Source organism: Leisingera caerulea DSM 24564, from assembly GCF_000473325.1.
Lineage (GTDB): Bacteria > Pseudomonadota > Alphaproteobacteria > Rhodobacterales > Rhodobacteraceae > Leisingera > Leisingera caerulea.
The window spans coordinates 38,804-60,605 of the sequence record NZ_AXBI01000020.1 but is presented as its reverse complement, the minus strand read 5'-3'; the positions used below and the strand labels follow the sequence as shown (position 1 = coordinate 60,605).

Annotated in this window: 25 protein-coding genes; 17 read left to right on the top strand and 8 right to left on the bottom strand. The window is 59.5% G+C overall.

Translation table 11 applies throughout. The features are described 5' to 3' along the window. Window positions 1–33: 33 nt before the first annotated feature. Window positions 34–519, top strand: a complete 486-nt coding sequence (locus CAER_RS0103600) for a hypothetical protein (RefSeq protein ID WP_027234124.1) — start codon at window positions 34–36, stop codon at window positions 517–519. A gap of 52 nt (window positions 520–571) precedes the next feature. Here the strand turns inward: CAER_RS0103600 and CAER_RS0103595 are convergent, their stop codons facing one another. Next, window positions 572–2,341 (bottom strand): LPD5 domain-containing protein, encoded by a 1,770-nt coding sequence (locus tag CAER_RS0103595; protein ID WP_027234123.1) that lies wholly within the window; start codon window positions 2,339–2,341, stop codon window positions 572–574. A gap of 60 nt (window positions 2,342–2,401) precedes the next feature. Here CAER_RS0103595 and CAER_RS0103590 point away from each other — a divergent pair, with 60 nt between their 5' ends. The 4 genes from CAER_RS0103590 to CAER_RS27355 all read left to right on the top strand — a co-directional run bounded on the left by CAER_RS0103590 (window position 2,402) and on the right by CAER_RS27355 (window position 4,465). Further along, complete coding sequence (locus CAER_RS0103590) at window positions 2,402–2,653, top strand: hypothetical protein (RefSeq protein WP_027234122.1); 252 nt, start codon at window positions 2,402–2,404, stop codon at window positions 2,651–2,653. Between the two features lie 64 nt (window positions 2,654–2,717). Further along, a complete protein-coding gene (locus CAER_RS0103585; protein ID WP_027234121.1) occupies window positions 2,718–3,266 on the top strand; it encodes a hypothetical protein in 549 nt (182 codons plus the stop codon). Beyond that, the gene (locus tag CAER_RS0103580; protein ID WP_027234120.1) at window positions 3,263–3,973 is read left to right on the top strand and encodes a hypothetical protein; all 711 of its coding nucleotides are present in this window, start codon (window positions 3,263–3,265) and stop codon (window positions 3,971–3,973) included. The genes CAER_RS0103585 and CAER_RS0103580 overlap by 4 nt, the downstream gene beginning before the upstream one ends. Window positions 3,974–4,078: 105 nt before the next feature. Then, a complete protein-coding gene (locus CAER_RS27355) occupies window positions 4,079–4,465 on the top strand; it encodes an Ivy family c-type lysozyme inhibitor (protein WP_161631055.1) in 387 nt (128 codons plus the stop codon). A gap of 69 nt (window positions 4,466–4,534) precedes the next feature. Here CAER_RS27355 and CAER_RS0103570 read toward each other — a convergent pair whose 3' ends face one another. Beyond that, complete coding sequence (locus CAER_RS0103570; RefSeq protein WP_027234119.1) at window positions 4,535–4,939, bottom strand: EF-hand domain-containing protein; 405 nt, start codon at window positions 4,937–4,939, stop codon at window positions 4,535–4,537. A gap of 44 nt (window positions 4,940–4,983) precedes the next feature. Next, the gene (locus CAER_RS0103565; protein WP_027234118.1) at window positions 4,984–7,167 is read right to left on the bottom strand and encodes an AAA family ATPase; all 2,184 of its coding nucleotides are present in this window, start codon (window positions 7,165–7,167) and stop codon (window positions 4,984–4,986) included. Window positions 7,168–7,367: 200 nt separating this feature from the next. Between CAER_RS0103565 and CAER_RS0103560 the strand changes: the two genes are divergently transcribed. The 4 genes from CAER_RS0103560 to CAER_RS0103545 all read left to right on the top strand — a co-directional run bounded on the left by CAER_RS0103560 (window position 7,368) and on the right by CAER_RS0103545 (window position 10,875). Beyond that, on the top strand, window positions 7,368–8,633 hold the full coding sequence (locus CAER_RS0103560) for a hypothetical protein (RefSeq protein ID WP_027234117.1): 1,266 nt from the start codon (window positions 7,368–7,370) through the stop codon (window positions 8,631–8,633). A gap of 133 nt (window positions 8,634–8,766) precedes the next feature. After that, complete coding sequence (locus CAER_RS0103555) at window positions 8,767–9,450, top strand: NUDIX hydrolase (RefSeq protein ID WP_027234116.1); 684 nt, start codon at window positions 8,767–8,769, stop codon at window positions 9,448–9,450. Between the two features lie 179 nt (window positions 9,451–9,629). After that, window positions 9,630–10,259, top strand: a complete 630-nt coding sequence (locus CAER_RS0103550; protein ID WP_027234115.1) for a hypothetical protein — start codon at window positions 9,630–9,632, stop codon at window positions 10,257–10,259. A gap of 97 nt (window positions 10,260–10,356) precedes the next feature. Continuing rightward, the gene (locus CAER_RS0103545; RefSeq protein WP_154667638.1) at window positions 10,357–10,875 is read left to right on the top strand and encodes a hypothetical protein; all 519 of its coding nucleotides are present in this window, start codon (window positions 10,357–10,359) and stop codon (window positions 10,873–10,875) included. Between the two features lie 167 nt (window positions 10,876–11,042). On the opposite strand, the gene CAER_RS30745 is transcribed toward CAER_RS0103545, so the two are convergent. Together CAER_RS30745 and CAER_RS0103535 are read right to left on the bottom strand one after the other, a co-directional pair. Further along, window positions 11,043–11,234, bottom strand: coding sequence for a WGR domain-containing protein (locus CAER_RS30745; protein ID WP_409359723.1), 192 nt, complete (start codon window positions 11,232–11,234; stop codon window positions 11,043–11,045). A 50-nt stretch (window positions 11,235–11,284) separates the two neighbouring features. Continuing rightward, window positions 11,285–11,773: a hypothetical protein gene (locus CAER_RS0103535; protein ID WP_027234112.1), complete on the bottom strand. Its 489-nt coding sequence runs from the start codon at window positions 11,771–11,773 to the stop codon at window positions 11,285–11,287. 124 nt (window positions 11,774–11,897) lie between these two features. On the opposite strand from CAER_RS0103535, the gene CAER_RS28760 reads away from it, so the two are divergent. The 5 genes from CAER_RS28760 to CAER_RS0103510 all read left to right on the top strand — a co-directional run bounded on the left by CAER_RS28760 (window position 11,898) and on the right by CAER_RS0103510 (window position 15,255). Next, window positions 11,898–12,653 carry a hypothetical protein gene (locus tag CAER_RS28760; RefSeq protein WP_051357671.1) on the top strand — a complete coding sequence of 252 codons (756 nt, stop codon included), beginning with the start codon at window positions 11,898–11,900 and terminating at the stop codon, window positions 12,651–12,653. Between the two features lie 11 nt (window positions 12,654–12,664). Beyond that, window positions 12,665–13,309, top strand: a complete 645-nt coding sequence (locus tag CAER_RS0103525) for a hypothetical protein (RefSeq protein ID WP_154667637.1) — start codon at window positions 12,665–12,667, stop codon at window positions 13,307–13,309. Between the two features lie 3 nt (window positions 13,310–13,312). Beyond that, window positions 13,313–13,930, top strand: coding sequence for an NADAR family protein (locus CAER_RS27345; RefSeq protein ID WP_051357670.1), 618 nt, complete (start codon window positions 13,313–13,315; stop codon window positions 13,928–13,930). After that, a complete protein-coding gene (locus CAER_RS0103515; protein WP_154667636.1) occupies window positions 13,920–14,663 on the top strand; it encodes a hypothetical protein in 744 nt (247 codons plus the stop codon). The genes CAER_RS27345 and CAER_RS0103515 overlap by 11 nt, the downstream gene beginning before the upstream one ends. A gap of 262 nt (window positions 14,664–14,925) precedes the next feature. Then, on the top strand, window positions 14,926–15,255 hold the full coding sequence (locus tag CAER_RS0103510) for a hypothetical protein (RefSeq protein ID WP_154667635.1): 330 nt from the start codon (window positions 14,926–14,928) through the stop codon (window positions 15,253–15,255). A 3-nt stretch (window positions 15,256–15,258) separates the two neighbouring features. Here the strand turns inward: CAER_RS0103510 and CAER_RS28755 are convergent, their stop codons facing one another. Next, window positions 15,259–16,224: a restriction endonuclease gene (locus tag CAER_RS28755; RefSeq protein WP_161631054.1), complete on the bottom strand. Its 966-nt coding sequence runs from the start codon at window positions 16,222–16,224 to the stop codon at window positions 15,259–15,261. Between the two features lie 296 nt (window positions 16,225–16,520). Here CAER_RS28755 and CAER_RS0103500 point away from each other — a divergent pair, with 296 nt between their 5' ends. Continuing rightward, a complete protein-coding gene (locus CAER_RS0103500) occupies window positions 16,521–16,835 on the top strand; it encodes a hypothetical protein (RefSeq protein WP_027234108.1) in 315 nt (104 codons plus the stop codon). A 63-nt stretch (window positions 16,836–16,898) separates the two neighbouring features. On the opposite strand, the gene CAER_RS0103495 is transcribed toward CAER_RS0103500, so the two are convergent. Together CAER_RS0103495 and CAER_RS28750 are read right to left on the bottom strand one after the other, a co-directional pair. Next, window positions 16,899–17,819, bottom strand: a complete 921-nt coding sequence (locus CAER_RS0103495; protein WP_084299381.1) for a sigma-70 family RNA polymerase sigma factor — start codon at window positions 17,817–17,819, stop codon at window positions 16,899–16,901. Between the two features lie 164 nt (window positions 17,820–17,983). Next, window positions 17,984–18,550 carry a DUF3085 domain-containing protein gene (locus CAER_RS28750; RefSeq protein WP_051357668.1) on the bottom strand — a complete coding sequence of 189 codons (567 nt, stop codon included), beginning with the start codon at window positions 18,548–18,550 and terminating at the stop codon, window positions 17,984–17,986. Between the two features lie 167 nt (window positions 18,551–18,717). On the opposite strand from CAER_RS28750, the gene CAER_RS0103485 reads away from it, so the two are divergent. Next, on the top strand, window positions 18,718–20,478 hold the full coding sequence (locus CAER_RS0103485; protein WP_027234106.1) for a hypothetical protein: 1,761 nt from the start codon (window positions 18,718–18,720) through the stop codon (window positions 20,476–20,478). A gap of 121 nt (window positions 20,479–20,599) precedes the next feature. Next, window positions 20,600–21,715, top strand: coding sequence for a hypothetical protein (locus tag CAER_RS0103480; RefSeq protein ID WP_027234105.1), 1,116 nt, complete (start codon window positions 20,600–20,602; stop codon window positions 21,713–21,715). Window positions 21,716–21,802 lie beyond the last annotated feature (87 nt).

Sequence of the window (21,802 nt, the reverse complement as noted above, 5' to 3'; positions counted from 1 at the left end):
TACCTGAAGGCATTCCCGGATAAGGAGTATCTGATGGGTCTTGTTCTACGTTATGTGCCTGGTTTTGGGACCTACCCGGACGGCCGGCTGCGTGCCGGCCCCTTCAATGCTGACGGCGTCGGCATGCTTTACCTGGCCATGGATAAATGGGGCATCCGGCCGGGCGCAGAGGGCTCGCAAGGCATTGTCTCTCAAACCCCTGAGGGCATCATGCTCTCAGCACAGGGGGAGGGCGTTACCGGCTATCTTCTCGACGCGGAGGGGCTGGAATCTTCCCGCAGCGATCTCGATGGTTTCATCCTGGAAACTGTCCGGCCAGGAGCGGCATGCCGCATCAATGGCCATTGGTGCCCGGACCCGGACCGCATGATCGTATCAGAAGCGACCGCTGTTCATGACGGGCGCTATGTGACCTGGGTGGAAACCCGGGACATTCTGCACCGGGACGGCCGCCGGCAGAATATCAGCCGCAGCCTCCCCGTGGCGCTGCCAGCGCAAAGGGCGCTCCGGATCGCCTGATAGCGACCGGACAAGAACCCGGAATGGCTCCAGCGGCAGACCGAACGGCCGCTTAGCCAAACACGAGATCGTCGTCTTCGCTGATCTCAAGCTCATCTTCCCGGACAGCGTCTTCCGCCTCCGGGTTATGCGCCAAAGCCCCCTCCGTTTCCCGGACGCCTTTGATGCTGTTCTGCCCGGAACCGGAAAACTCCACAACATCCAGACCGCCCAGCAGCTGCGCGATGGCCCCCTCGGGACCGAATGCGCTATCGAAGACGCGAGAAATCTCTGCCATCTCCGACCGCCGGGGATATGGATAGCGGCTGTCCGGCAAACCGAGCAGACGCGCCTCTGCGTCGAAAACCTCTTCGGGGAGGATGTTTGCCAGGTAGTCATTGTGGGAACCGGTCCGGCCCAGCCGGTCGCAGACCCACGCCTCAAATGCCCTCGCACTGATCTCGTAGGGAAGACTGTAATACCGCGTCGACCTGTACCGGTCAGCCGTCTTTGCTCGCTCCGCCATTGGGGCGGAAGCGAGATCCGCCCCCAGCCTGGCCAGCGCCTCGACCGGTGCCCGGTCTTCATAGGTGAGCCCCGCAGAGCATCCCTGCTCAAGGCCGGTGCCGAAATAGGTGGCCGCTCCGCGCTTGCGGCCCACCATATTGTCGAGAGCATGAAACCACTCGTGGGCAAGAGAGCCTGCTCCCTTGGACTTGGTGAGATTGATCACCGTCTGCAGGGGCTCGTAATGTGCGGCAGCAGCCCCGACGCCGCCGGTTCCCCGAGCGCCGAAGGCAAGCCCAAGACGCCCGTCCAGCGACAGCGCGGAAGGCTGACACCCCAGGACCTCAGAGAGGTCCATCAGGGCATCGAATGCATCGTTCAGATCCTGCTGACGGCGCGGCCCCTCAACATAATTGCCGAACTGGACGCCGCGGAACCCAAACGTTGCCGAAAACTCTCCTGGTGTCACGTCACGGCCGCTGCGGTGGTCGGCGCCCCGCCTGTCACGGTTGGAGGCGGCACGCTCTCCCGGTGTCTTCTTGAGGTCCTCATAGCGCTGGACCAGCTCTTCAAGATTATTGAGCTTGTACTTACGGGCCTGGGCGGTGGTGTCGAAGGAAATGATATCGATCAGCTTCCCTGCGAGCTTACGCCCAAGCCAGACCCGGCCGCCTCCGTTGCGGTAGGTGTAGATTTTGAAATGCTTGGCCTGGCTGGAAGCCGCTGTTGGCGCAGGGTCCTGATCAGCGACATGCTGTCCGAGACTGCCGATCACCTCATCGAGCGTGCCTCCTTGTGCAAAGAACTGGTTCTTCCGGTTCTCGATCGTCCAGCGCCGTTGCGGCGGATCAAAGGCAATACCGTCAAGCCGCCTGTAGACACTGTTGCCAATCACATATGGCTTCAGGGAGGTGCCGTGACCGAGGCGCTCGTAAGCGCGGATCTTGCCCAGCAGCGAGGCCGTTTTCAGCCCGCTGCGCTGCAATGCGTCCTCAAGGGCCTCGGGACCAACCTCTCCGTTCAGGAGCTGCCGGGAGAACCTGCGCAATGACAGCACCGTGTTCCCCCAACTGACCAGGCGGTGCTTATTGTTCCGGGTTGCCCGGGGTTTGGCCGGGATACTGTCCCGTGCCGCGCGGATGAAGGCCAGGACAGTGCGATCAACACCATCCCTCTCCAGAGCCTGGTAGTTGGGCTCCGGGAAGACTTCCGAAAACGTGTGATCGAGGATGGCGCGATCCTCAATCGCGCTCAGACGGATGCGGTACCGGCTCCACCGATCCTTGGCCGCGCCATCAATTTTTTCGCCAAAATCCTCGATCATCACCCACCCCATTCTTTGCGTTTCACTTCTGAGATGCTAACGTGAATATGCGAAAAACTGATTAGATAATTGATGACCGTGACAGCAGCGCCCTTGAAAGGCGTCCCCGCCGGCTTTGAAGACCTTCCCGCCCTGCTGGAGGAGCTCGAGGAGCATTTCGAGTATGACTACAACAACCTCTCAGGCACGACCGGCCTTACCGGGGATGAGACCGCTGAAGACATTGCGCAGATGGAGCCCGGCACGGATCGCGAGGTTTGGGAATTGCGCAAGCTGGCGGATTTCCGGAAGCGCATTGCTCAGCTGCAAGCAGCGATGCGCTGACCAGGGCATGCGAATTCTCGTTCGCTGCTGCTAAGAATATCCGGAACATAATGGGAGTTGCCGCATGCAGTGGGTACACACAGGGGACATCAAACCTGAGAACGGGGCCGCCTATGTGCGGAACCCGGAAATTGATGAGGGCGGGGATTTTTCTGCGGAAATCATCGAATGCATCCCGGAAACCAATGTTGGCGGTGACGAAAAGCGGCACCTCCTGCGCCAGGGCACCGTCTTCCTGCCCCGGAAGAGCTTCAAGGACGCCCTGGCTACCGTCGGCGCGCGCATCGACGGCGACTACATCGTTCGTCCGGGACACCATGGCCCAGATGAGCGTTTCGCAGCTGACAGCGCCGAGGGCCTGCTGGAACTTTTCCATGCCGCGCATGCTTACGGCAGCGTCGAGGCTGAAATCGAAGCCGTGGTCCAGATCGGCGCGGATCAGGACTACGACCAGGATCGCAAATTCACGGGCGAACGCTGCATCTTCTATCACGGCAGCGCCCTGGAATCGATTATCGAGCAGGTAATGGACGGGTTTGATTATCCGCATGGCAAGCCGAAGGCGCGGCTGCTGGAAGTCGAGGAAGCGCTTGAGGAAGGCATGTCGCCATGAACGATGCGTGCCAGCGGCGTGAAGAGATCATGCGCCCCTTCCGGATGCGTTACCGCGGCGCATTCACCCACGAAAGCGGTGGGAGCCTGGATCTTGCCGAGGCCGGCAAGGGCGATACCGGCGCGGGCCAGGTGCAGCAGCTGGTGAATGCTCTGAACCGGGTTCGGGTTCCGGGATGGAGCCTGGCAGGCTTTTCCGGAGAAATTGCTGAGCCGGTGCTGCCAGAACCGGAAGACATGACCGCCGAGGAATACCATCGCCGCATTGATGCTGCGATCAACGTATTGCGGGAAGCCGGGGTGGAACAGCCCAATCAGGTATATGGCCTCCCCGCGGGATGGACCCGTGTCATTGAGCGCGCCTGCGGGGGGATCGCGGCCCGGCTGTCCTTGGAGGAGGATGCGCATGTGTGCATCTCCCAAACCAAGGAGAAATTCGGAACCCTGCGCTTTTACGTGTCCGCCTCGGGACCGGATGACTTCATCGATGATATTCACGCCATTGCAGCATGGGCGGAGACGGCCTCAGAAAACAGATGCTGTGCCACCGGGCGTCCCGGCGAGATTACGGGGCAGGGCTGGCTTCTGACCTTGTGCGCCGAAATGGAGGCGCTCCGCCGTGATAACCCGGCAGCTTTCCGTGACATGGTGTATCCGCCAGAGCCCGCTGAGCCGTCCAGCGGAGATCTCGCCGCACCCGGCGCATGAGCGCAAAATGAAGGGATGTGGAAAAAATTTTTCACATCATCTTGTGTGCGCGCCGAAGGCGGCCTAATTTCTGGCAAAGAGCAAAACACGGACCAGGAGCCTCATATGATCCGCCACGCCATTTGCGCAATTGCGTTCTCCATCGGCCTGACAGCCGCGGCACAGGCCGACGAGCTGCGCTTTCATGGCGCTCTGGCGCAGGATGGCGTTCGGGAACGGGTGACTGAGCTTTTGGGCGAGCAGCCCGCTTGGGTTGATTTTGTGCTCGAAAGGGGCGGCGTTGAAGGCAAGCCCATCACACTGACCCTGAAGGATCAGTCCTACGAGTATTACGAGACCTGCCGGCCGCATGAGTGCGCCATGAAGCGGATCGGGATGATGATCGGGGAAGATGGCGTGGTCTATGTCCGCCTGTTCGGCACAAAGACGGATGACCAGGTGTTCGGCGAGCCTCCGGCCGAGATCGAGAAAGTGCTGCGCGCTCAGGGTTGAGAGCAGGCAGATAGAACAAAAAAGGGCTCCGTGCATGCTGCCGGAGCCCTTTTCTATTGCTTCCCAGCGCTATCGGCCGAAGCGGGCTACTGCCTCGGCATATTCCTCTGAAGAGAGGCTGCCGCTTCTATCCAGATCTGCGGCCTGGAAGATCATCGGAAGATCCTGGGCGATCTCATCGTAGTCCAGCTGATTGTCACCATCGGTGTCCAGCAGCTCGATGTAGTCCGCCGCCTGCCGCTCATTCATATGCGCGGCAGCACGGGACAGCTCCTTGGGATCGAGCTTACCGCTCCTGTTGAAATCCGCTTCGAGCGTTCTTGTGTCCATGAAATGCCGCGCTTCGGCCAGGGTCAGCGCCCCGTCCCGATTGCGATCGAGGCTTGCAAAGTCCGGGATGCCTTCAGCTGCCACCCAAACGGGGCAAACTGCCAGCGCGGCGGCGAAGAGCGCGATCCTCTTTTTAAACGTCATGAGACCTCCACAGTTCAATTCAGATAGGCCGGATTACGCGGCCGCTAGGCGGCCTGGAAACCGATCTTGCGGCCGCCGCCGAAGTCCACGGCCTCCTTTTCCAGCATCCGGACCATTTCAGCGGGGCTTTCGATGCCCATCATCTCGCAGCGCGCCTTCACCAGGCCGAAATGGGCCGGCGTGAGGCCGGAGAGGCTCGCAATCGCGTCCGGCGCCGGCAGCCCCAGATAATGGGTGAAACAGGCAGCCGCCTTCTCGCCGGGCAAGGTCTTGAATTCCACATGGAAGAGGAACCGGCGCATTGCCGCCTTGTCCATCCGGTCGCGCAGGTTGGTGCATCCAAAGACCGGCGCATCATGATCTTCCAGCGCTTTCAGGAACTCATTGACCTGACTGGTTTCCCAGCTTCGGCCATGATCAGAGCGATCGCTCAGCAGACTGTCGATCTCGTCGAAGACCAGCGCAGCCCGTTCATCCCGGGCCTCTTCAAAGGCCGATCGGATCAATTTTTCGCTTTCCCCCACATAAGCCCCCAGGAGATCCGACCCCCGTTTCTCGATCACCTTCACTCCCATTGCATCAGCAATATGCCGCGCCCCGGCACTTTTGCCGGTTCCCGCGGCTCCGAAGAACAGGAAGCTCGCTCTGATCGCGCCGCGCCCGCGCAGCTTTTCAACGAAACCCGCAAGCGGGATGTCGGTCTCGGAAAACTCCGGACGGTAGATATCTTGCGCGGCTCTGCGCGGGGATTTCAGGCGGCGGCCGGTCAGAGCGCTATTGAGGTTGAGGTAGGCTCTCTCAAGATCCCGGGCACCTCCGCCAGCCAGGCTGGCGGCCTTTACGGCGGACCTGGCCACTGCCGGGACAACATCAGCAACCCCCTGCATGCGGGCGATGTCGCCATCTTCAACTTCAATAGCCGCTTCGCAAGCCAGGCTTTTCAGGATGCTGCGCTGGATCTGCACAGGCGGAACAGGGACCTCCAGAACCAGCATCATCCGCCGGAGCAAATAGTCCGGGATCATGTCGAGGTCATTGGCAACGAAGACCGTCGGCACCTTGGCATCATCCAGAAACCGGTTCAGAACAATCTTGCTGCCCTCACCGGTCCGGCGCACGGTGAGATCCTCCATTTCATCGAAGACGCATGCCGCATCCGGATCATTCTCCAGCAATGCATGCGCCATGAGCAGATCGCCAATCCGCGCTTCCCGGTCGAGATCCGCGCCATCCTCCTCCTCGGCGACAGCAAAGGCCTGATAGCCCGCCTCCGCAAGAATGATGCGGCTCAACTCGGTCTTGCCCGTGCCCGGAGGCCCATAGAGAAGGATGGAGACGTTCCGCGTACCAGCCGCCTTTGCGCCCTTCAGGGCGCGGATGCAAAGATCGGCATCCGCTTGCAGATGAGGGGCATTACTCAGGGAGATGCTCGCCGCCTGCGCTTTGGGCAGAAGCCCCGCGCGAAGCTCTTCAGGCTCCAAGTCCTCACTGCCCATATGGATGCGAATGGGCGGCCGCAGCTCAAATTGATCAGTAAACCCGGAATAATCCGGGTCCAGGATCAGCACCCCACGCCGCACGCTCAGACTGCGGCCGTTGAGAAGCTCCTTTACGCTACTGCGGTCTGCATCGATGAAAGCGCATAGCGCCGCTTCCCGGATGCTGACATCAGACGTCAGGTTGTTGACCACCTTAGCGATGGGGCTCATCTCTGTTGCGGCATGAAGGATATAGAGCATGCGCGCCTCATAGTCGCGCAACCCGAAAACATCCGCGATCACATCCGCATTCGCCAGGCTGCGCCGCTTGAATTCGCTTTCCGGCATCTGCGCGAGCATATCCAAAAGCCGGGTACGGACCTCGGTCAGGAAGAGGATCTCATCCCGGCTGCTGCGCCGATCCCGTGAGCTGCCCTTCCTCTTGGGGTTTTCTTCCTGGCCACCCCAGAATTCAGTGGCGTCTTCAGCAAGCTCGGAGAGCGCATCGCTGAGGAAACCGCCGCGGAAGTACACGTCAATGTTCTGGATTCCATTCGCAATGACTTCCCGTGCCGTTGCATTGAGCATGCAGCGATCCAAAATGCGGCAAGCCAGGTCGATATAGGTATCCAGCCCGCCCTCAGGCGCCGCACGGTCGAGATCAGCGATCACCGCCTCGAGCCCAGCTGCCGCTTCGGGCGCGGCTCCTGCGTCCATGGCAAGCGCCAGCTTTCGGTTGTGGTCATTCATGCGCAATCCAATTTCGAGCAATACATTTCCCTCATACTAGAACTGCAGACGGTGAATGGAAATCAGTTTTTCGCATTTTCGATTGCCGCCTATGCGAAAAAGTATTACAACAGCTGAGCAATGTGCTGCGGAATTCCCATTTTGGTTTTTCAGTCGTTGCTCATAGGCTCCACCATGAACGAAGAACCGAGGAGAGATCCATGTCCATCGACCTGAAGAAGGCCCTTAACGAGAAAGGCCTGAATGCCACCTACGAAGGCAACCCCGCCAAACTTCTGCCCATCAGCGAGAACGTTCTGAGCGAATACAAGAGCGCCGCTGATGCGAAAACCGGAAAGCACCTCGTTGCCGGCGATATGATCGTCACCTGGCGCGGCGAGAACGGCGGCTTCCGTGGCGAAGTGCTGGACCCGATGGCAGACAATGATCTGAAGATCATGATCCGCAAGAGCGACGGCGAAGATATGGCCGTGCCCGCCGGCGACATGGGGGACGCCATCGTCCGCCTCTCCGCGCTGGTCAAGGATGACAAGCAGAACCGCGCTGAACTGGCTGAGACCAACCGTGCCGCCGAAAAGGCGCACCGTGCGGCCGTCGCGCGCAACGAAATTGATGAAGATGAACAGTTCACGCCCGTGAAGCCGCGCTTCGCCGACGGCGCCTTCGCCAAGCTGCCCGACCTGGTGGACTGCATGAAGTCCCGCCTGAGTGTCGAATATGGCAACGAATTTACCGGCGCGGCAGGCAAATCCCTGGCGGCCCTGAACGAGCTCAAGGTTGGCGATGCGACCCGCCACAACCTGACTGATGCTGAGCTGGCCAAGGCCAAGGAAGCTCACGCCCTGCGCGCGGAAATCGCGAAGCTGGAAGCCAACGCCGCAGAGGCCCCCCAGGCCGAGCGCGAGCATGGCACTGAGCGCGTGGAGGCCGCCCTGGAAGATCTGCGCTATCCCGGCGAGGGCATCAACCAGGCCCAGATGGCCGCCATCATGCCCAACCAGGACCTGATGAACCTGGCATTCCAGCCGTTCACCACTCTGCCGCCGCATGAAATCCAGGCCCGCCGCCTTGGCCCGCGTGACGCCAACACCGTGCTGCAGGACCTGCGCCGTTTCGAAGACAAGGAATGGGGCACCTCCGCGGTGGAGAAATGCCGCAAGCTGCTGAAGAGCCGCATGCCGGGTTACGACTTCTCCGCCAAGGTCTTCAGCCGCGATGGCGCTGATATGCTGATGGTGGCAGACCAGGCTGGTGCGGTTCTCTATGCCTGGGACAGCGAAACCCGCGTGAACGACTTCGATACCGCGCCGGAGCTCGTGTCCTTCTCGGAAGCCGACGTTCCGAGCGACGAAGAGCTGGAAGCACTGCGCGCGCAGCTGCGCGACATGCGCTATGACGCCAACGGCGATATCGACTTCGACTTCGATATCGGCGGCGATGACGAGGACCCGGTTCTCGAAGGCTAAGCAGCCAACTTGCGAAAATCTAAAGCCCCGCTCACGCGGGGCTTTTTCTTTGCCCGGCTTCGCACGCGGCATTTATCAAGTTGCACAATGCGATTTTATCTGCGATCCTGATCCCAAGAACAGGAGCCACCGAATGAACGACCCGGACATCATCTACCCAATCACCACAGTCGACGTTGTCCTGCTGACCATCTCCTCCGGCCAGCTGTGCGTTCTGCTCCTGAAGCGCGAACAAGATCCTTTCAAAGGATCCTGGGCTTTACCCGGAGGCTGGGTCCGGACCAACGAGGATGAGACCGTCGAGGCCGCCGCGCACCGCGTGCTGCGCGATAAGGTCGGCATGCCGCCCTATCACCTGGAACAGCTCGGAGTGTTCTCCGGCGCCTCCAGGGACCCCAGAGGCTGGTCGCTGTCGGTCTCCCATCTCGCACTCGTGCCGCATGAGGAGCTCGAAGATCTGGACCAGGCGCATGTGTCCCTGTTTCCGGTTGAGGAAGCTCTGAAGGCGGCCGCCGCATTCCGGCATGATGAGATCATCGCTGCGGCCCTTCAGAGGCTGCGAGGGAAGGGGGCATACTCCTCTCTTCCGGCCAGCTTGCTGCAGGATGGCTTCTCGCTCGCACAGCTGCATCAGGTCTACGAGATCATCTCCGGTGAGGAAATCAACTCCGCTTCGTTCCGGCGCAAAGTTCTGGATCTCGGCTTCATCGAGGAAACCGGCGAGTCCCGGATCATGCCAGGCCATAAGAAGCCATCGGTGCTCTACCGGGTCACAGACCGGGCGCGCACCTTTCACCGCACACTCACCCAGGTCTGAATCTGAAAGATGCTCGCCTAAAAAACAGGCAATGCTTCCAACTGGATGCCAGAATGCGAGGTATCCTGGTGCATTTGGTCATTAACATGACAACAAGAATTTAACTAACTGATCAAGCTTCTTGATGGTGCTCCTGTTTGATCGTAAGGAGGACCTCAATCAATGGCGAAATCACACTCATGTTGTTCCCGGAAAATTATCCCGCAAGCCCAGACGATCTGATTTTTTTCGAGCTGGCTCCACTTACGGCGCCGCTCTATTCCATCGGGTATCCGCCATATGCAAACCAGGAGACGCTCCGCGCTCATGGTGTCACATCGATCGAGATTACACCGGTTCTATACGAGCGGCGCACTCCGGAGTGGTATGACGGGGCTACAGATGAAGACCCGGTTCATGAAATTCTTCTATTCTTTGATCCGGATGAGTTCCCCGTTAAGGACTACGGCCTGATCTTCGGGGACAAGGGGCTGGAGGCGCTGATGGCCAGACACATGGGCCGAATTTTCCCGCAGAAAAGATTTGGCCAGCCTGAATACTCCAGCCTCAACGAGCAAGGCGATGATTTTGTGTCCATGCGCTATCCAATCGGTGGCGGCCGCGGCTTCAGCAGGGAAATCCGAAAGGATCCGGATTTCTTCAAGGTCCTGAACGATCATCCTCAGGTCAGCTCAATCACCCTGGTTAATCCGCTGACGGCAGAACGCTACCGCCAGGCCATGGAGCCGCGGCGCCCTGATGGCGCCCGCCCCGCGCCGCCGCAAGGGCTCTACGCAGGAATGTGGATAACCTGGGGCGGAAGCCGATAAACAGCTTCCAGCCCCCTGCCGGCCGGTTGCCGCTGAATTTGCGAAATTGCATATTGGTCGCAAGTCAGCCAGCCGAAGGCAGGAGGTATCCGAAACAATGGACGGTGAGGTCATTCACCTGCCTCGGGAGATAAGGGAGCGTCCTGCAGGCGCCAGCCCGGCTCCCGCCCTCAGCAGCCGCACTCTGCAGCTCGATGGAACGGTTTCCGGGAACTGGCACCGGATCCGCTTCAGCCCGCAGCTTCGGCTGCGGTTCGGATTGAGCCGAACAGTGCGGAAAATCCATTCCGGTGCGATTTCTTCGCCCGTCACTTGGTTTGCCCAAACGGATGGGTCAGGGCATACGGCGGCGCTGGCTGCGCATTGGCAGGAACCTGCATTTCTGGACATTGATCAGCTGCAATTCGCACTCCGGGAAGAGAGCGGCAAGCTGGCCTCCGATATGGCGCTCAGCGACCAGGTCATCGTGTTTCCGCTCAATGGCGAGCAGGAACTGTCTGAAGAGGATGCCCTGCCATTGATGCGTCACCTGAAGACCATCCTGGTCGGCCAGGAACTGCACCTGCAGCCGATACCGGAAATTGAGCTTCATCTTGCATCAGGTGAAGCTGCATAGCCTGACACAAGACGCTCATGCGCAGGTCCGGCGCTCTCAGATAGCAAAATGCTGGAAAGCGGATCTTCGATGATGTCGAAGGCCCTGCTCCCAGGGCGGAAGCGGGATGGCTCCGCTTTCGCATGTGGCGAATGCGCAAAGATGCGGCGGTATCCGCGTCTGAGCTTTTACCGAGCCAGAACACAGAATGCCATTTCCGCCTGGTCCGGATACCTGAATGTTTCAAAGAGGATCCGTCCGGGCTGCCCAATGCGCCCCCACTCCCGCATGAGCTGGGGTTCACCAAACAGGCTCCGCAAAATCCTGAGACGATAGAACCGTCGTTCTTTTCTCTCAGGGTTCACCCGGTACAAGAGCATGTCGCTTGGAAAATCCATGGTTGAATCATGGAATGCGGAACTCTCCCCCGTCAAGCTGAGAATTCTGCATCCATGCCTTCAGAGCCTGACAGCCCGGTGGGCATCGGAGTATGCCCCGGACCGATCTGATGATCTGCACGGTATTCCATATCCAGATCGCGCTCCCAGGTCTCCGGGTCCCCGTAGAGCGCCTGCGCCGCGGCGTATCCTTCTTCATCATCGAGATCCACCCATCCGGATCCTTCCCCGGAGTAGAAGCGGCGCACCCAAAGATCCAGAATCCATTTCCGGTCTATGACCGCAAAATCATGGCGCTCGCGAAGCTCCCCCATGACCGTTGCAGCCGGGTTTTCAAAGCACCAGAACCCGTAAATCCTGACCCGGTCCCCCAGCAGCTTCCGGGCCTGGACCGCCCATGCAAGCGGATCGGCCGCGTCACTCCCATCGCGGAACGCACCAATCCCGAGGGAGCCAGCCTCCAGCTGCCCCGCCAGCAGTTCTTCGAGCTGCCCAACATCGCAATCACGACCGGTCAGCATGGTGCGGCAATCTCCGGATTTCGTTCTTCGGGAGAATATACAGATTGCCGGAAAAACCCAAATTTCTTTCCTTGTGTGATTTTTTCGCATCTCCCTCATAAAATCTGAGGGAAAGGAAAATGCTATGAGCATCCATAATCCGGATCCCTTCGACGACATCACATCGCTGCCTGTGGCGGATCGCGGCCCCTGGCTAGCGACATCGACCGGCGGCATGTGGTCTATCAAGCATCCATCGCCGCGCGATGTGTCCATTCGCGATATCGGCGCCGGGCTGTCACGATGCTGCAGGTACAATGGCCAGCTGGTCGAGGAGTGCGATTTCCTTTCCGTTTCCGAGCACTCCGTTCTTATGACGCAATGGGCCATCGAGAACGGCCTGATCGTGATGCGGGAGGATGCGCTTGCCCTGCTGCTGCACGACGCCTCGGAAGCCTACTTCGGGGATATGGCAACACCTCTCAAGGAGCTGATGCCGGCATTCCGCACTTATGAGGACCGCTCCCAGGCGGTGATCATTGAAGCCTTCGGGCTGTCCCCGAAGAATGTGGACATTCAGAAAATCCAGATAAAGCTGATCGACCGCAGGATCCGGCTGGACGAGCGCGACGCGGCGATCTGCGAACCGGCCCGCAGTGCGGGCAAGGATCTGATCTGGAAAGAGGACCCTGCGCTGACCGAGCTGGGCGTCCGTATCCGGGGCCTGAATGCCCGTCAGGCGCGGCAGGAATTCTTCGAGATGTTCCTGCATTGCGTTGAACATCTTCCTGCGCGGGATCCAGGGATCTCACAGCTGCTCGAGCGGCACGCCGACCAGGCGCGCGCACACCTCGATCTCATGGAAAAGCGAAAACCCGCATTTGATTACCCCGGCATGTGAAGGAGATGGAAATGGTATTCCCGGCGACTGACCCTTTCGACACTATCGATCAGCAAACATTGCGCCATGTGAGCCTGAAGGTCTTGCAAAGGGTCAATGGCTTGCGCACCGGCTTCCTTCGCACCACGGACAACCGGCCGCATCTGTCCGCCTTGTCCGACGCCGAGCGCAGGCTCGCCTTTGGCGTGCAGCTCACCGCGGCGCGCACCCTGGCCATGGCGGGTGTGCTGCCGGATGCGGATCCCGCCGTGTTTCTGGCTTCGCTCTCCAGGTCTGCCGGCGCTGAGCAGCGCGGAATCTTCGGCCGGATGTTCAGGGGGCAAAAGCAGGCGGATCAGGCCGGGCTGATGGAGCGCATGATGCCGATCCTTGCCGCCTGGCCAGCCTTTGACGCCGATGCATTCTGCGAGGGCTCACCACAGCCCGATGAGTTCATGGCTGAGTTCACAATTGATTTTCCCGGACTTCGGGAGATGGCATATGAGGTCAGCAAGCCAAAGCAGGTCCTTTTGCAGCTGGAGAGCCACTTGGCTACCCTCACGCCCATCTACAGGGATTTCGAGGGGGCGCTCTTCTCCGGCATCGATAGGGACGCGCTCTCGGCCTTCATTTCGAGGTCCGCCGAGGCGGCCCCGGAACCTCAACCGGTGATGTGAAAAATGCTGAGCATCCGTGAGTATTCCGAAGCCGAATGCGCTGTCTTCCATCGCGTCCGCGATACGTTCGGCCCCTTCTCCAACATGGCCTCAGGCTATGGATTTCAGATCGGTGATGTTGCGGTTTTGTCGAGCGAGCATCACTACCAGGCCATGCGCTTTCCGCACCGTCCTGACATTCAAGAGCAGATCCTGGCGGTGAAGTCTCCCATCAAGGCCAAGCGGAAAGCCTACGAGTTCATCTCGCAGACCCGGGAGGACTGGCATCGGGTCAACATCCCCATCATGCGGCATTGCATTCAGTTGCGGCACGCCTTCAATGCGGTTCGCCTGCAGCCGCTTTATGACCAAAGCGCAGACATGCCCATCGTGGAGAAATCGCTGCGTGATGATTTCTGGGGCGCGAAGCCAATTGGCTCCGGACGGCTGCGCGGTGTGAATGCCCTTGGGCGGCTTCACATGGGGCATCGCCTGGAATTGCGAAATGACCCTGATTTCTGCGTTCTGACTGTTGCTCCTCCCGAGATCCCGGACTACAGGCTCCTTGACCGGAAAATCGAAGTGGTGGATGTTCCTCGCATCAATTCGGCTAAAGGCTGGCAGACATCGCTTGACCTCTGAAAAGGAGAAAAATTCGGATATGCTGCAAGTGGACGGTCCGATTTTCGGAGAAGCATCAGCTGCACAGTATGAGAAAAGGTGCCTCCAACTTCTTGAGGACAGACCCCGCGATGCCCATGGCGAGGCCCTCCGCATGGCGCTTGCCCTTGGATCCGCTCGCGTTCAGGGTATAACGGAAGCATTGGGCGACCCTTTCACCCATGTCTCCCGGGCACAGCACTTGCTCACAGAGCTGACCGACCGCCTCCAGGCGGCCGATGCGATCACATCGGAGGATTGGCGCCACTTCTACCATGACGGTGTGAAGGCGGTTCAGGAGGGCAGGGGCGCTAACCTGCCGCTGCTGACCTCCTCGCTGATCAATCTCCATCGCTACACCTTGGAGGAGGCGGAAACGCTAACCTTGTACCTCGTGGCGGCAGGCGCCAAAGACGCGCTGGCTGAGACCATCGCTTCAGCGACCGTAACGGCCGGCACGGTTGCCTGCCTCTGCGGGCGCTTTTCCCAATGGGCTTCTGCGCTGGCGCGCCACAACATGAAACCTCTGCGGGCTCTCCCGGAAGCTTCAGCGGAAGCTTGCCGTGGATTTCAGGCGGCAACGTTGAAGCGATTTTCCAAAATCCGGAATTTGGATGACATTGAAAGCGCCCAGGAAGAGCAGCGCGCGCAACGTATCGCCCTTCACAGACTCCTTCTGGAAAATGACAATGAAAATCGAATACTTGTAAGTTAGATGTTCACTTTTTCGCTTACTATTGTTTTTCTATTTTTAGAACGGGGGCTATCATTGTCGCACTGTCCACCAAGGATTCATCATGACGGAGCAAATCAGGAAACAAGACGCACACTGTGAGCCCGGAAAGAACCGGAACGGTGCGATCAAGAGCCGGATGGATCTCGCAGAAGGGGATTTGATCATCTACCCATTCCTTTGGTCATGGCAAAGCGCCCGCGGTCATACGCGGTCCGACAAGCTGAGGCCATGCGTTGTTCTGATGCGCGAAGAGACCGAGGATGGGCCGGCCGTCCTTCTCCTGCCGATCACCACCAAAACGGCACGCGAGCATGACAACCGGATGCCGGTTCCGATCGAGGAATGCATGCGCGTAGGGATGGACCCCAGCCGCCAGGCGTCTATTGGCATGAATGATTACAATCTCGATTACATCGAGACGTCGACCTGCCTGCGCCACAACGTGCCGATCAGGTCCTTCAGCCCCATGTTCATGCATGACCTCATCGGTGAGTTCAGGGAGGTTCTGGCGAGCCGCAAGGCGCAGCAGATCATCCGGATTCCGTCGAAGACCGAAGAGCTGAGCTACTGACCATCACGTGAGCCAAGCCTTGCGCAGGGGCATGGTATCGCGGATGTGCAGGGGCAGCCGGTCATAGCAATCGACGAACTCATCCATAACGTCAGCGGCCGACCACATGCGGACCTCATACCAGAGCTGTTCGCTGCGCGCGGCGACCTGACGGGTAAAGCCGCCCCAGCTGACCAGGAGCCCCTGCTGCGCCTTTGCCGCACGCATAGCGCCCTCAAGGCGCTGCAGGGTTTCATGCCCGGCCGTCTGATCTCCGGATTTGACCTGGACAATCAGGCGGCTGTCACCTCCCAGGTCGCCTTTCCCTGCATAGATGTCCACGCCGCCATCCGGCCCGGGCGGCGAGACCCGAACCTGATACCCGCGCACTTTCAGAATTTCGCCGATGAGATCGGCCAGGGCGTGCCCGCTGAACACCACACCCATGCGGGACATGACCCTCTGGCGCAGTAGGCTCTCCAGCTCATCCGGGTCATCCGGCAGAAGCCCTCCAGCCCCTTCCGGGCCAGGATCTGCGTTCCCGCCCAGAACCGCCTCAATGCGCCTGGCCGCGTCATTGCGCGCAATTTCACAGACCTTCTGCTTTGCGCCCAGCGAGTAAAGAAGGTCATGCATCAGCTGATTTCTGGGAACATCCTTGCGCAGCCATTGAACCATACGGCCCGGCCTGCCGTCCCGGTCAACTCCGGTGTCGCCGCGGAAGACGCCCACTGCCAGCCGTCCGCTGGTGCGCAGCGGGGAGATTGCAAGGTCCCCGGCCTGGATGTCATGCAACAGGAGATGGAGCTGCCGCGCCGAGGCTTCTTGCCGCCGCAGGCTCTCGCCAGGATTTGCCTCAGCGACCTCTTCGAGGATATCGGCAAATTCGAGATGATCAGACAGGTCTGCGCGCACGCCCGCGTCAAAAACAACAAGCCCGGTCTCAAGCGCCTGAGCTTCCGCCGCAGCTGTCCTGTCAAGCCTGACCATCCAGACGCGGCGCAATTTTGAAAGACCTGTAGCCGCGGATTTCTCCAGCTGCGCCATGCCACTCTCCATCGGGAGCCTGGCCCCCTTGATGCAATCAATTAGTGCCTCTGGAAAAATGACCCGGACACTGTCCGGGTCAGTTGGGGATTAGGAGGCAGTCTGCCTGGGCAGATGAGGCTAGAATATTTGCGAAAAACATTACTGTAAAGACGTCCGGCGCAATTTGCGAAAAATAAAACTCCACCGCGCTGTGTTTCTATGCGACTATGGGGGACGATGAAGTATTGAGGTGGACGATGAGTTCCGTGAAATGCGGCTTGTGCAGCAAGTCTTATCCCGTAATTTTCTCGCGGGACAACACGCAAGGCCGCGGCTGTGCGGCCGAAGTGACCGAAGACCTCCTGGTGGGGCACTACGGGTCTGAAGTGGCGGATATGGAGGTTCTGGCGTTTACCGGCAAGCCTCCGGCAAACGGGACGCTTGTCTGCGATAATTGCATTCGCTCCGGACTGGCCTCAGGGAAACTGAAGCGGCTTCCGGACAAGGCGCCTGGCTTTTCTGCAAGGGCTGACAGCAGCGCCATCATTGAGATGTTCGACAAGCTGCAGTAGGGCGGCGGAAGTCGGGCCGCTGCCTGCTCCGAGGGCGGACAGCTCATGTCCGCCTCCTGTAATTCAAGGCACGAAATCCTGATAACTGGGCCCGGCCGATTTGATTGCGCGCTTCATCTTCTCGAGAGCTCTCACCTCGATCTGCCGGATCCGCTCACGGGAAAGACCATACTGCACGCTGAGTTCTTCGAGCGTCGACGGCCGCTCCTCCTGAAGCTTGCGCTGGCGGATCACGTCCCGCTCCCGCTCAGAAAGGCTGAGCAATGCGGTTTCGATGAGGTCGCTGGCAACCTTTCCAGAGTTACTGCTGATCAGCTCAGCTTCAGCGTCAGGCGCCTCATCCTCCAGGAAATCCATCCAATCGCCGCCGCCCCCGTCTTCGCTGGAGGTTTTCAGCGGAACGTTCAGGCTGACGTCGCTGCCGAGAATCCGCGCACCATACGCAATCACAAAATCCTCGGGGACGCCCAGCTTCTCGGCGGCAAGGCGCGAAAGAGCATCGTTGGTCAGCCGCTCGCCGATTTTCTCATGCTTGGCCTCGATCGCTTTCATGACTTTTCTCAGATTAAAGAAAAGCATGCGCAGGCGCCCCGAGCCGCCAATCCGCACGAGGCTGTGCTGCGAGATGATGTAGTCCTGCATCGCAGCGCGGACCCACCAGCGGGCATACGTCGAGAAGCGGAACCCTTTGTCCGGGTTAAACTTGTCGGCCGCCTTCATCATTCCAATGGCGGCTTCGCTTTTCAGGTCCCCCTTCATTGCAATAGCCTTGTCCACGGGCATTTTTCGCAGAAATGCGGAAACTTCGCTGCTCAGGAAGCGATCGAAGGCCAGGACAAGGCGCTGGCGGGCCTCATAATCCTTGTGCTTTTGCCAAGCCAAGGCCAGCCTGGCTTCCTCCTCCTGGCTCAGCAAGCCATCTTTCGGTCCACCACGACCTACAGGCTTAGCTTTACACGCGGCAACCGCATTCATTGATGTCATCGTCAATCCTCTTGGCCGGATCTGCCGGCCCTTGCTCACTTTTTCGCATTTTCCGGCGGTCTCCGCAAGAACGTAAGGGGCCGGGCCTGCGCGATCCCTAGTACAATTCTGTTAGATGAGCAGGCTTTCAGCTGCGATCGGCAGGCGGGCCGCATGCTGCAAGATTAAAGATCCGGAACGCCAACTGCGTCGCATGTCTCCATGCCCGCCTCCGGGAGGCTCATGCGCCGCTCCTTGGGCAGAACTGGCAGGATCATCGTCTCGGGCGTGATCAACAGCCGATACTTTCCGGCCTTGGGAAGTCCGGCAGACACTGAAGCTGACGACAAGAACTCGACGCCATCATCTCCCCCGAATGTGGCCCGCTTCATTCGGATCCATTCCCCAGGAGAGACCAGTCCGGGGTCGCAGCCCTCCGCGTATGCGGTGTGCTGGATTCCTTTGGCGCGCAGATCTTCGATGGGCGCATTGGACATCAGATAAACGCCTTCTCCTCCCACCAGCCACAAACCCGGTTCTATCCGGCTCGGGTCGATATCATCGGCGCTCACACTCAAGACCACGCCGAGCGTTTCAAGCTCTTGGCGCAGGAGCCTGATCCGGGACGGATCCAGATCCTGCCGCCAAAGATCCGGGTTCATCATTTGTGACAGGCAAGGCAGCCTTGCGGATGAACGCAGCGAGGCGCTCAGGAGCGCGGCAACATGTTCAGCTTCGAAAATCAGGTCCATCGGATCCTCCAATTTTCAGGCAGTGTTCCAGCATGCGGCGAAAATGCGAAGCGCGGCAAACAACGGACATCAGCTTCCATTCCCGGTCCCGGCGCGCAGCTTCTCGTCCTTGCATTTCGGAGCCTCATTTGCGATTGGCTCGGTCAATTCATCCACAGGGGGATCAAATGGCTCAAACCGGGCTCCAGACACTCATAGACAGCCATTTCCCCTCCCTGAATGAGAGGGAGGCCGCAACGGAGCTTCACAAGCTCATGAAGCCTCTGCCGGGCAACACCACAAGTGTTGAGAGGATCGAGCGGCACCTTGCCGGCGAGCTGCCTCTTCCGGCTCCATTGGGCATTCATCTGGGCATGCTGATAGGGGAATACCCCAAGCCCCTTCTGGGGATGATGGGGATCGGGCCGAAATGGCAGAGCGGGGCTCGCGCAATCCTGACCGACATCAGCAATGTGAAGGGGGAGCTGACCGAAAGCCCTGTGGCCTGGCTTGCCAAAATCATGGAGAGCGAAGGCGTTCCCAGCAACAGAAATAAGATCGCAGGATTGTTCTCAGGCGACAACCCGCCGCGGGCAGAGACCTGTCGGGTCCTGGCCAAACACCTGCCGACCTTCAAGGGCTATCTGCACCAAAGGCAATTCCGGAAAGACACCCGCGCATCCCGTGGGAAGGCAGCGTTCGACGGCTCCATGCAGTTGACCGACACCCCCCAGGCAAAAGATCTGGCTCCGATTTGCGGCCCAATTCGAGGAAAGCGTTTCATCATGAACCTGGCGGACGCACTGCAAGGAGCGCCAGGTGAGCCCGCAACGCCCACTTCCCTGGCCTCAGCAATGAGGAACCCGGAGAAGATGAGATGGACACTCGTGGTGCAAATCTCCTGGTTGCTGGGCTCCACACCGGATTGGGCTATTCCAGAGAAAGTCGCGGGCCGACACCGCAGGCTCGCGATGAGGCTGATCAAAACACTACTCGATACAGAAGGCCTCCCATACGGAACCGGCTTGTACGAATGGTTGAAGCCCCGGCTGCAGGAGCAGGGTATAAAGGCCTCAGATCACGCTCTCGGAAAATGGTTCAAAGGGCTTTTGCGCCCCAACACCTCCAGCCTTAACGCCATATTGCGGGCGCTGGATGCTGATCAGGAAACGCGCAGCGCTATCATCAATATGCGCGGCCTCCAAAGGGCCGACCCCCCTCCCAAACCCAGAAAGCGCAGCGCATTGACGAACCTTAGAAAGCCTGAGGAATTCAGCGGCATTTTGGAAAGCATTTTGATTCCGCAAGCCGACCCCGGCATCAGTAAGCGCATCAAGCGGGCCGCTGTGGAACGGCTCCAGCTAGAGGGACCGGGGAGAGCCGCTCTAGCAAAGACCTTGAGGGACAAACTTGCATCCGACGCCAAGCTGAACGTCCCCCTCGAGCTGGTCAAGAAGTGGATGGACGGCACCTCCGGCATCAGCGAACTTGAAGTGGACGCGATCGCCGCGAGCCTATCCATAAGCACACCTGCTCTAATCGCCGGCGCACGAAAGTACATCAACAAGGTGCCAAGAGGGAATGACATCAAAGTCATCGCCCAGAAACTCAATGCTTACACGAACACGAGCCTGCAGCTCTATCCGCTCCTGATTGCGCGCTCCTGCAAACCTGCGTTCGAGGACCGCCTCAAGATGCTGCTCTATGTTCGGGGCGTAATCCAAAGCCCAACCGCCTCCCGCGGGGAGGTGGCAGAGGCTCTCAAGTACCTGATGGGCTTCCAATACAGGCTGGACCGCAATTCTTCTGAACCGATTGACCCGTCGGAGATCCGCGATCTCGTCCTGCTCGAGTCCAGATGCGGCTCGGAGCGCGGCTGGCTTGAGGACGGCATCCTCACGCGCCAGTCAATCGTGCAATTCAACTTGGACCGCCTGGGGCAAATCTAGCTGACCTGGTCCGGCCGCTCGCATCTGGCGGCCGCGGAAAGGGATCAGGGCTGAACGCGAAAATATTTTCACATTATCGCTTCGATCCTCTACGTTGAGTTTGCGAAAATCGGAGTGAGTCATGGAAAGCAAAAGCGTCAAGCTGTACAAAACCGAGGGCAGTTCGGACAAGGTCTACAACGTTGACCTCTTCGAAAAGGATGGAGCATGGGCGGTCCACGCCCATAACGGGCGCCGCGGCAAACCTCTCAAGCTCCAAAACAAGGGAGAAGGCCTGCCGTATGAGGCGGCCTTGCCCATCTACGAAAAACTCGTGAAAAGCAAAATCAAAGGCGGTTACACAGAACATGAAGACGGGGTGAGCTTCTCTTCCAGCGAGTTCGCCGGCGAAAAGACGGACTTCCAGGCGCAGCTTTCAAATGAAATTTCGCTCGAAGACGCACTGGAGCTCGGCGACGAGTGGCTCGTCCAGGAAAAGCACGACGGGGAACGCCGCGGGGCTAGCTGTGATGCCGGATCTGCAGTCTATTCGAACCGCAGCGGCATTGCTGTTGGCGTTCAGTCCCCCATTGATGACGCCTTCAAGGCTCTGCATGAAGCACTGGGTTTCCCGATCGCTGTTGATGCGGAAGATCTTGGGTCGAAACTGGTCATCTTCGATATCAAGCGCCACCCGGACCTGCCGCCTCAAGCAACATTCAGCCAGCGCGCCGCCCTTCTGGAGAGTCTCAAGGAGCAAATCGCGGCGGCCGGGCTGGACGAAATGCTTCAGGTGGAAATTCCGGTCCCGGCGCGCGAGTTCTTCGCGATGCATCTCCCGGAATTGCAGGAGCGCAAGGCTGAAGGCTTCATCCTGCGCCACCGCGACAGCCTCGATACCCCGGGCAAGCCCAGTTCCGGCGGGCAAGTGCTGAAGGTCAAATTCTGGAAGGACGTGACCTGCCGCGTGGGAGACTCGCGGCCGGGCAAGCGCTCGGTCGGGCTTGAGCTGCTGGATGACGACAGCAACTGGACGGCTGTAGGGAACGTGACGATCCCCGCGAACGCCGGCATTCCTCCCAAGGGCAGCCTGATCGACGTCAAGTACCTCTACGCCTTCAAAGGCGGCGCGATCTATCAGCCCACATACAAGGGCCTGCGGACTGACATCCCGGAAAGCGACTGCCGGATGGATCGCCTGAGCTATAAACCGGAGCCCGAGGAGCCCGGCTACGCCTCGGCCGGCCTCAGCATGTAAGTCTTCAGCGTCCCGGGCATGCCCGGGGCGCTGCGCCTGATGCATTCAGGCATCTCGCCGCACGGACCGGCAATATGCCGGATCAGG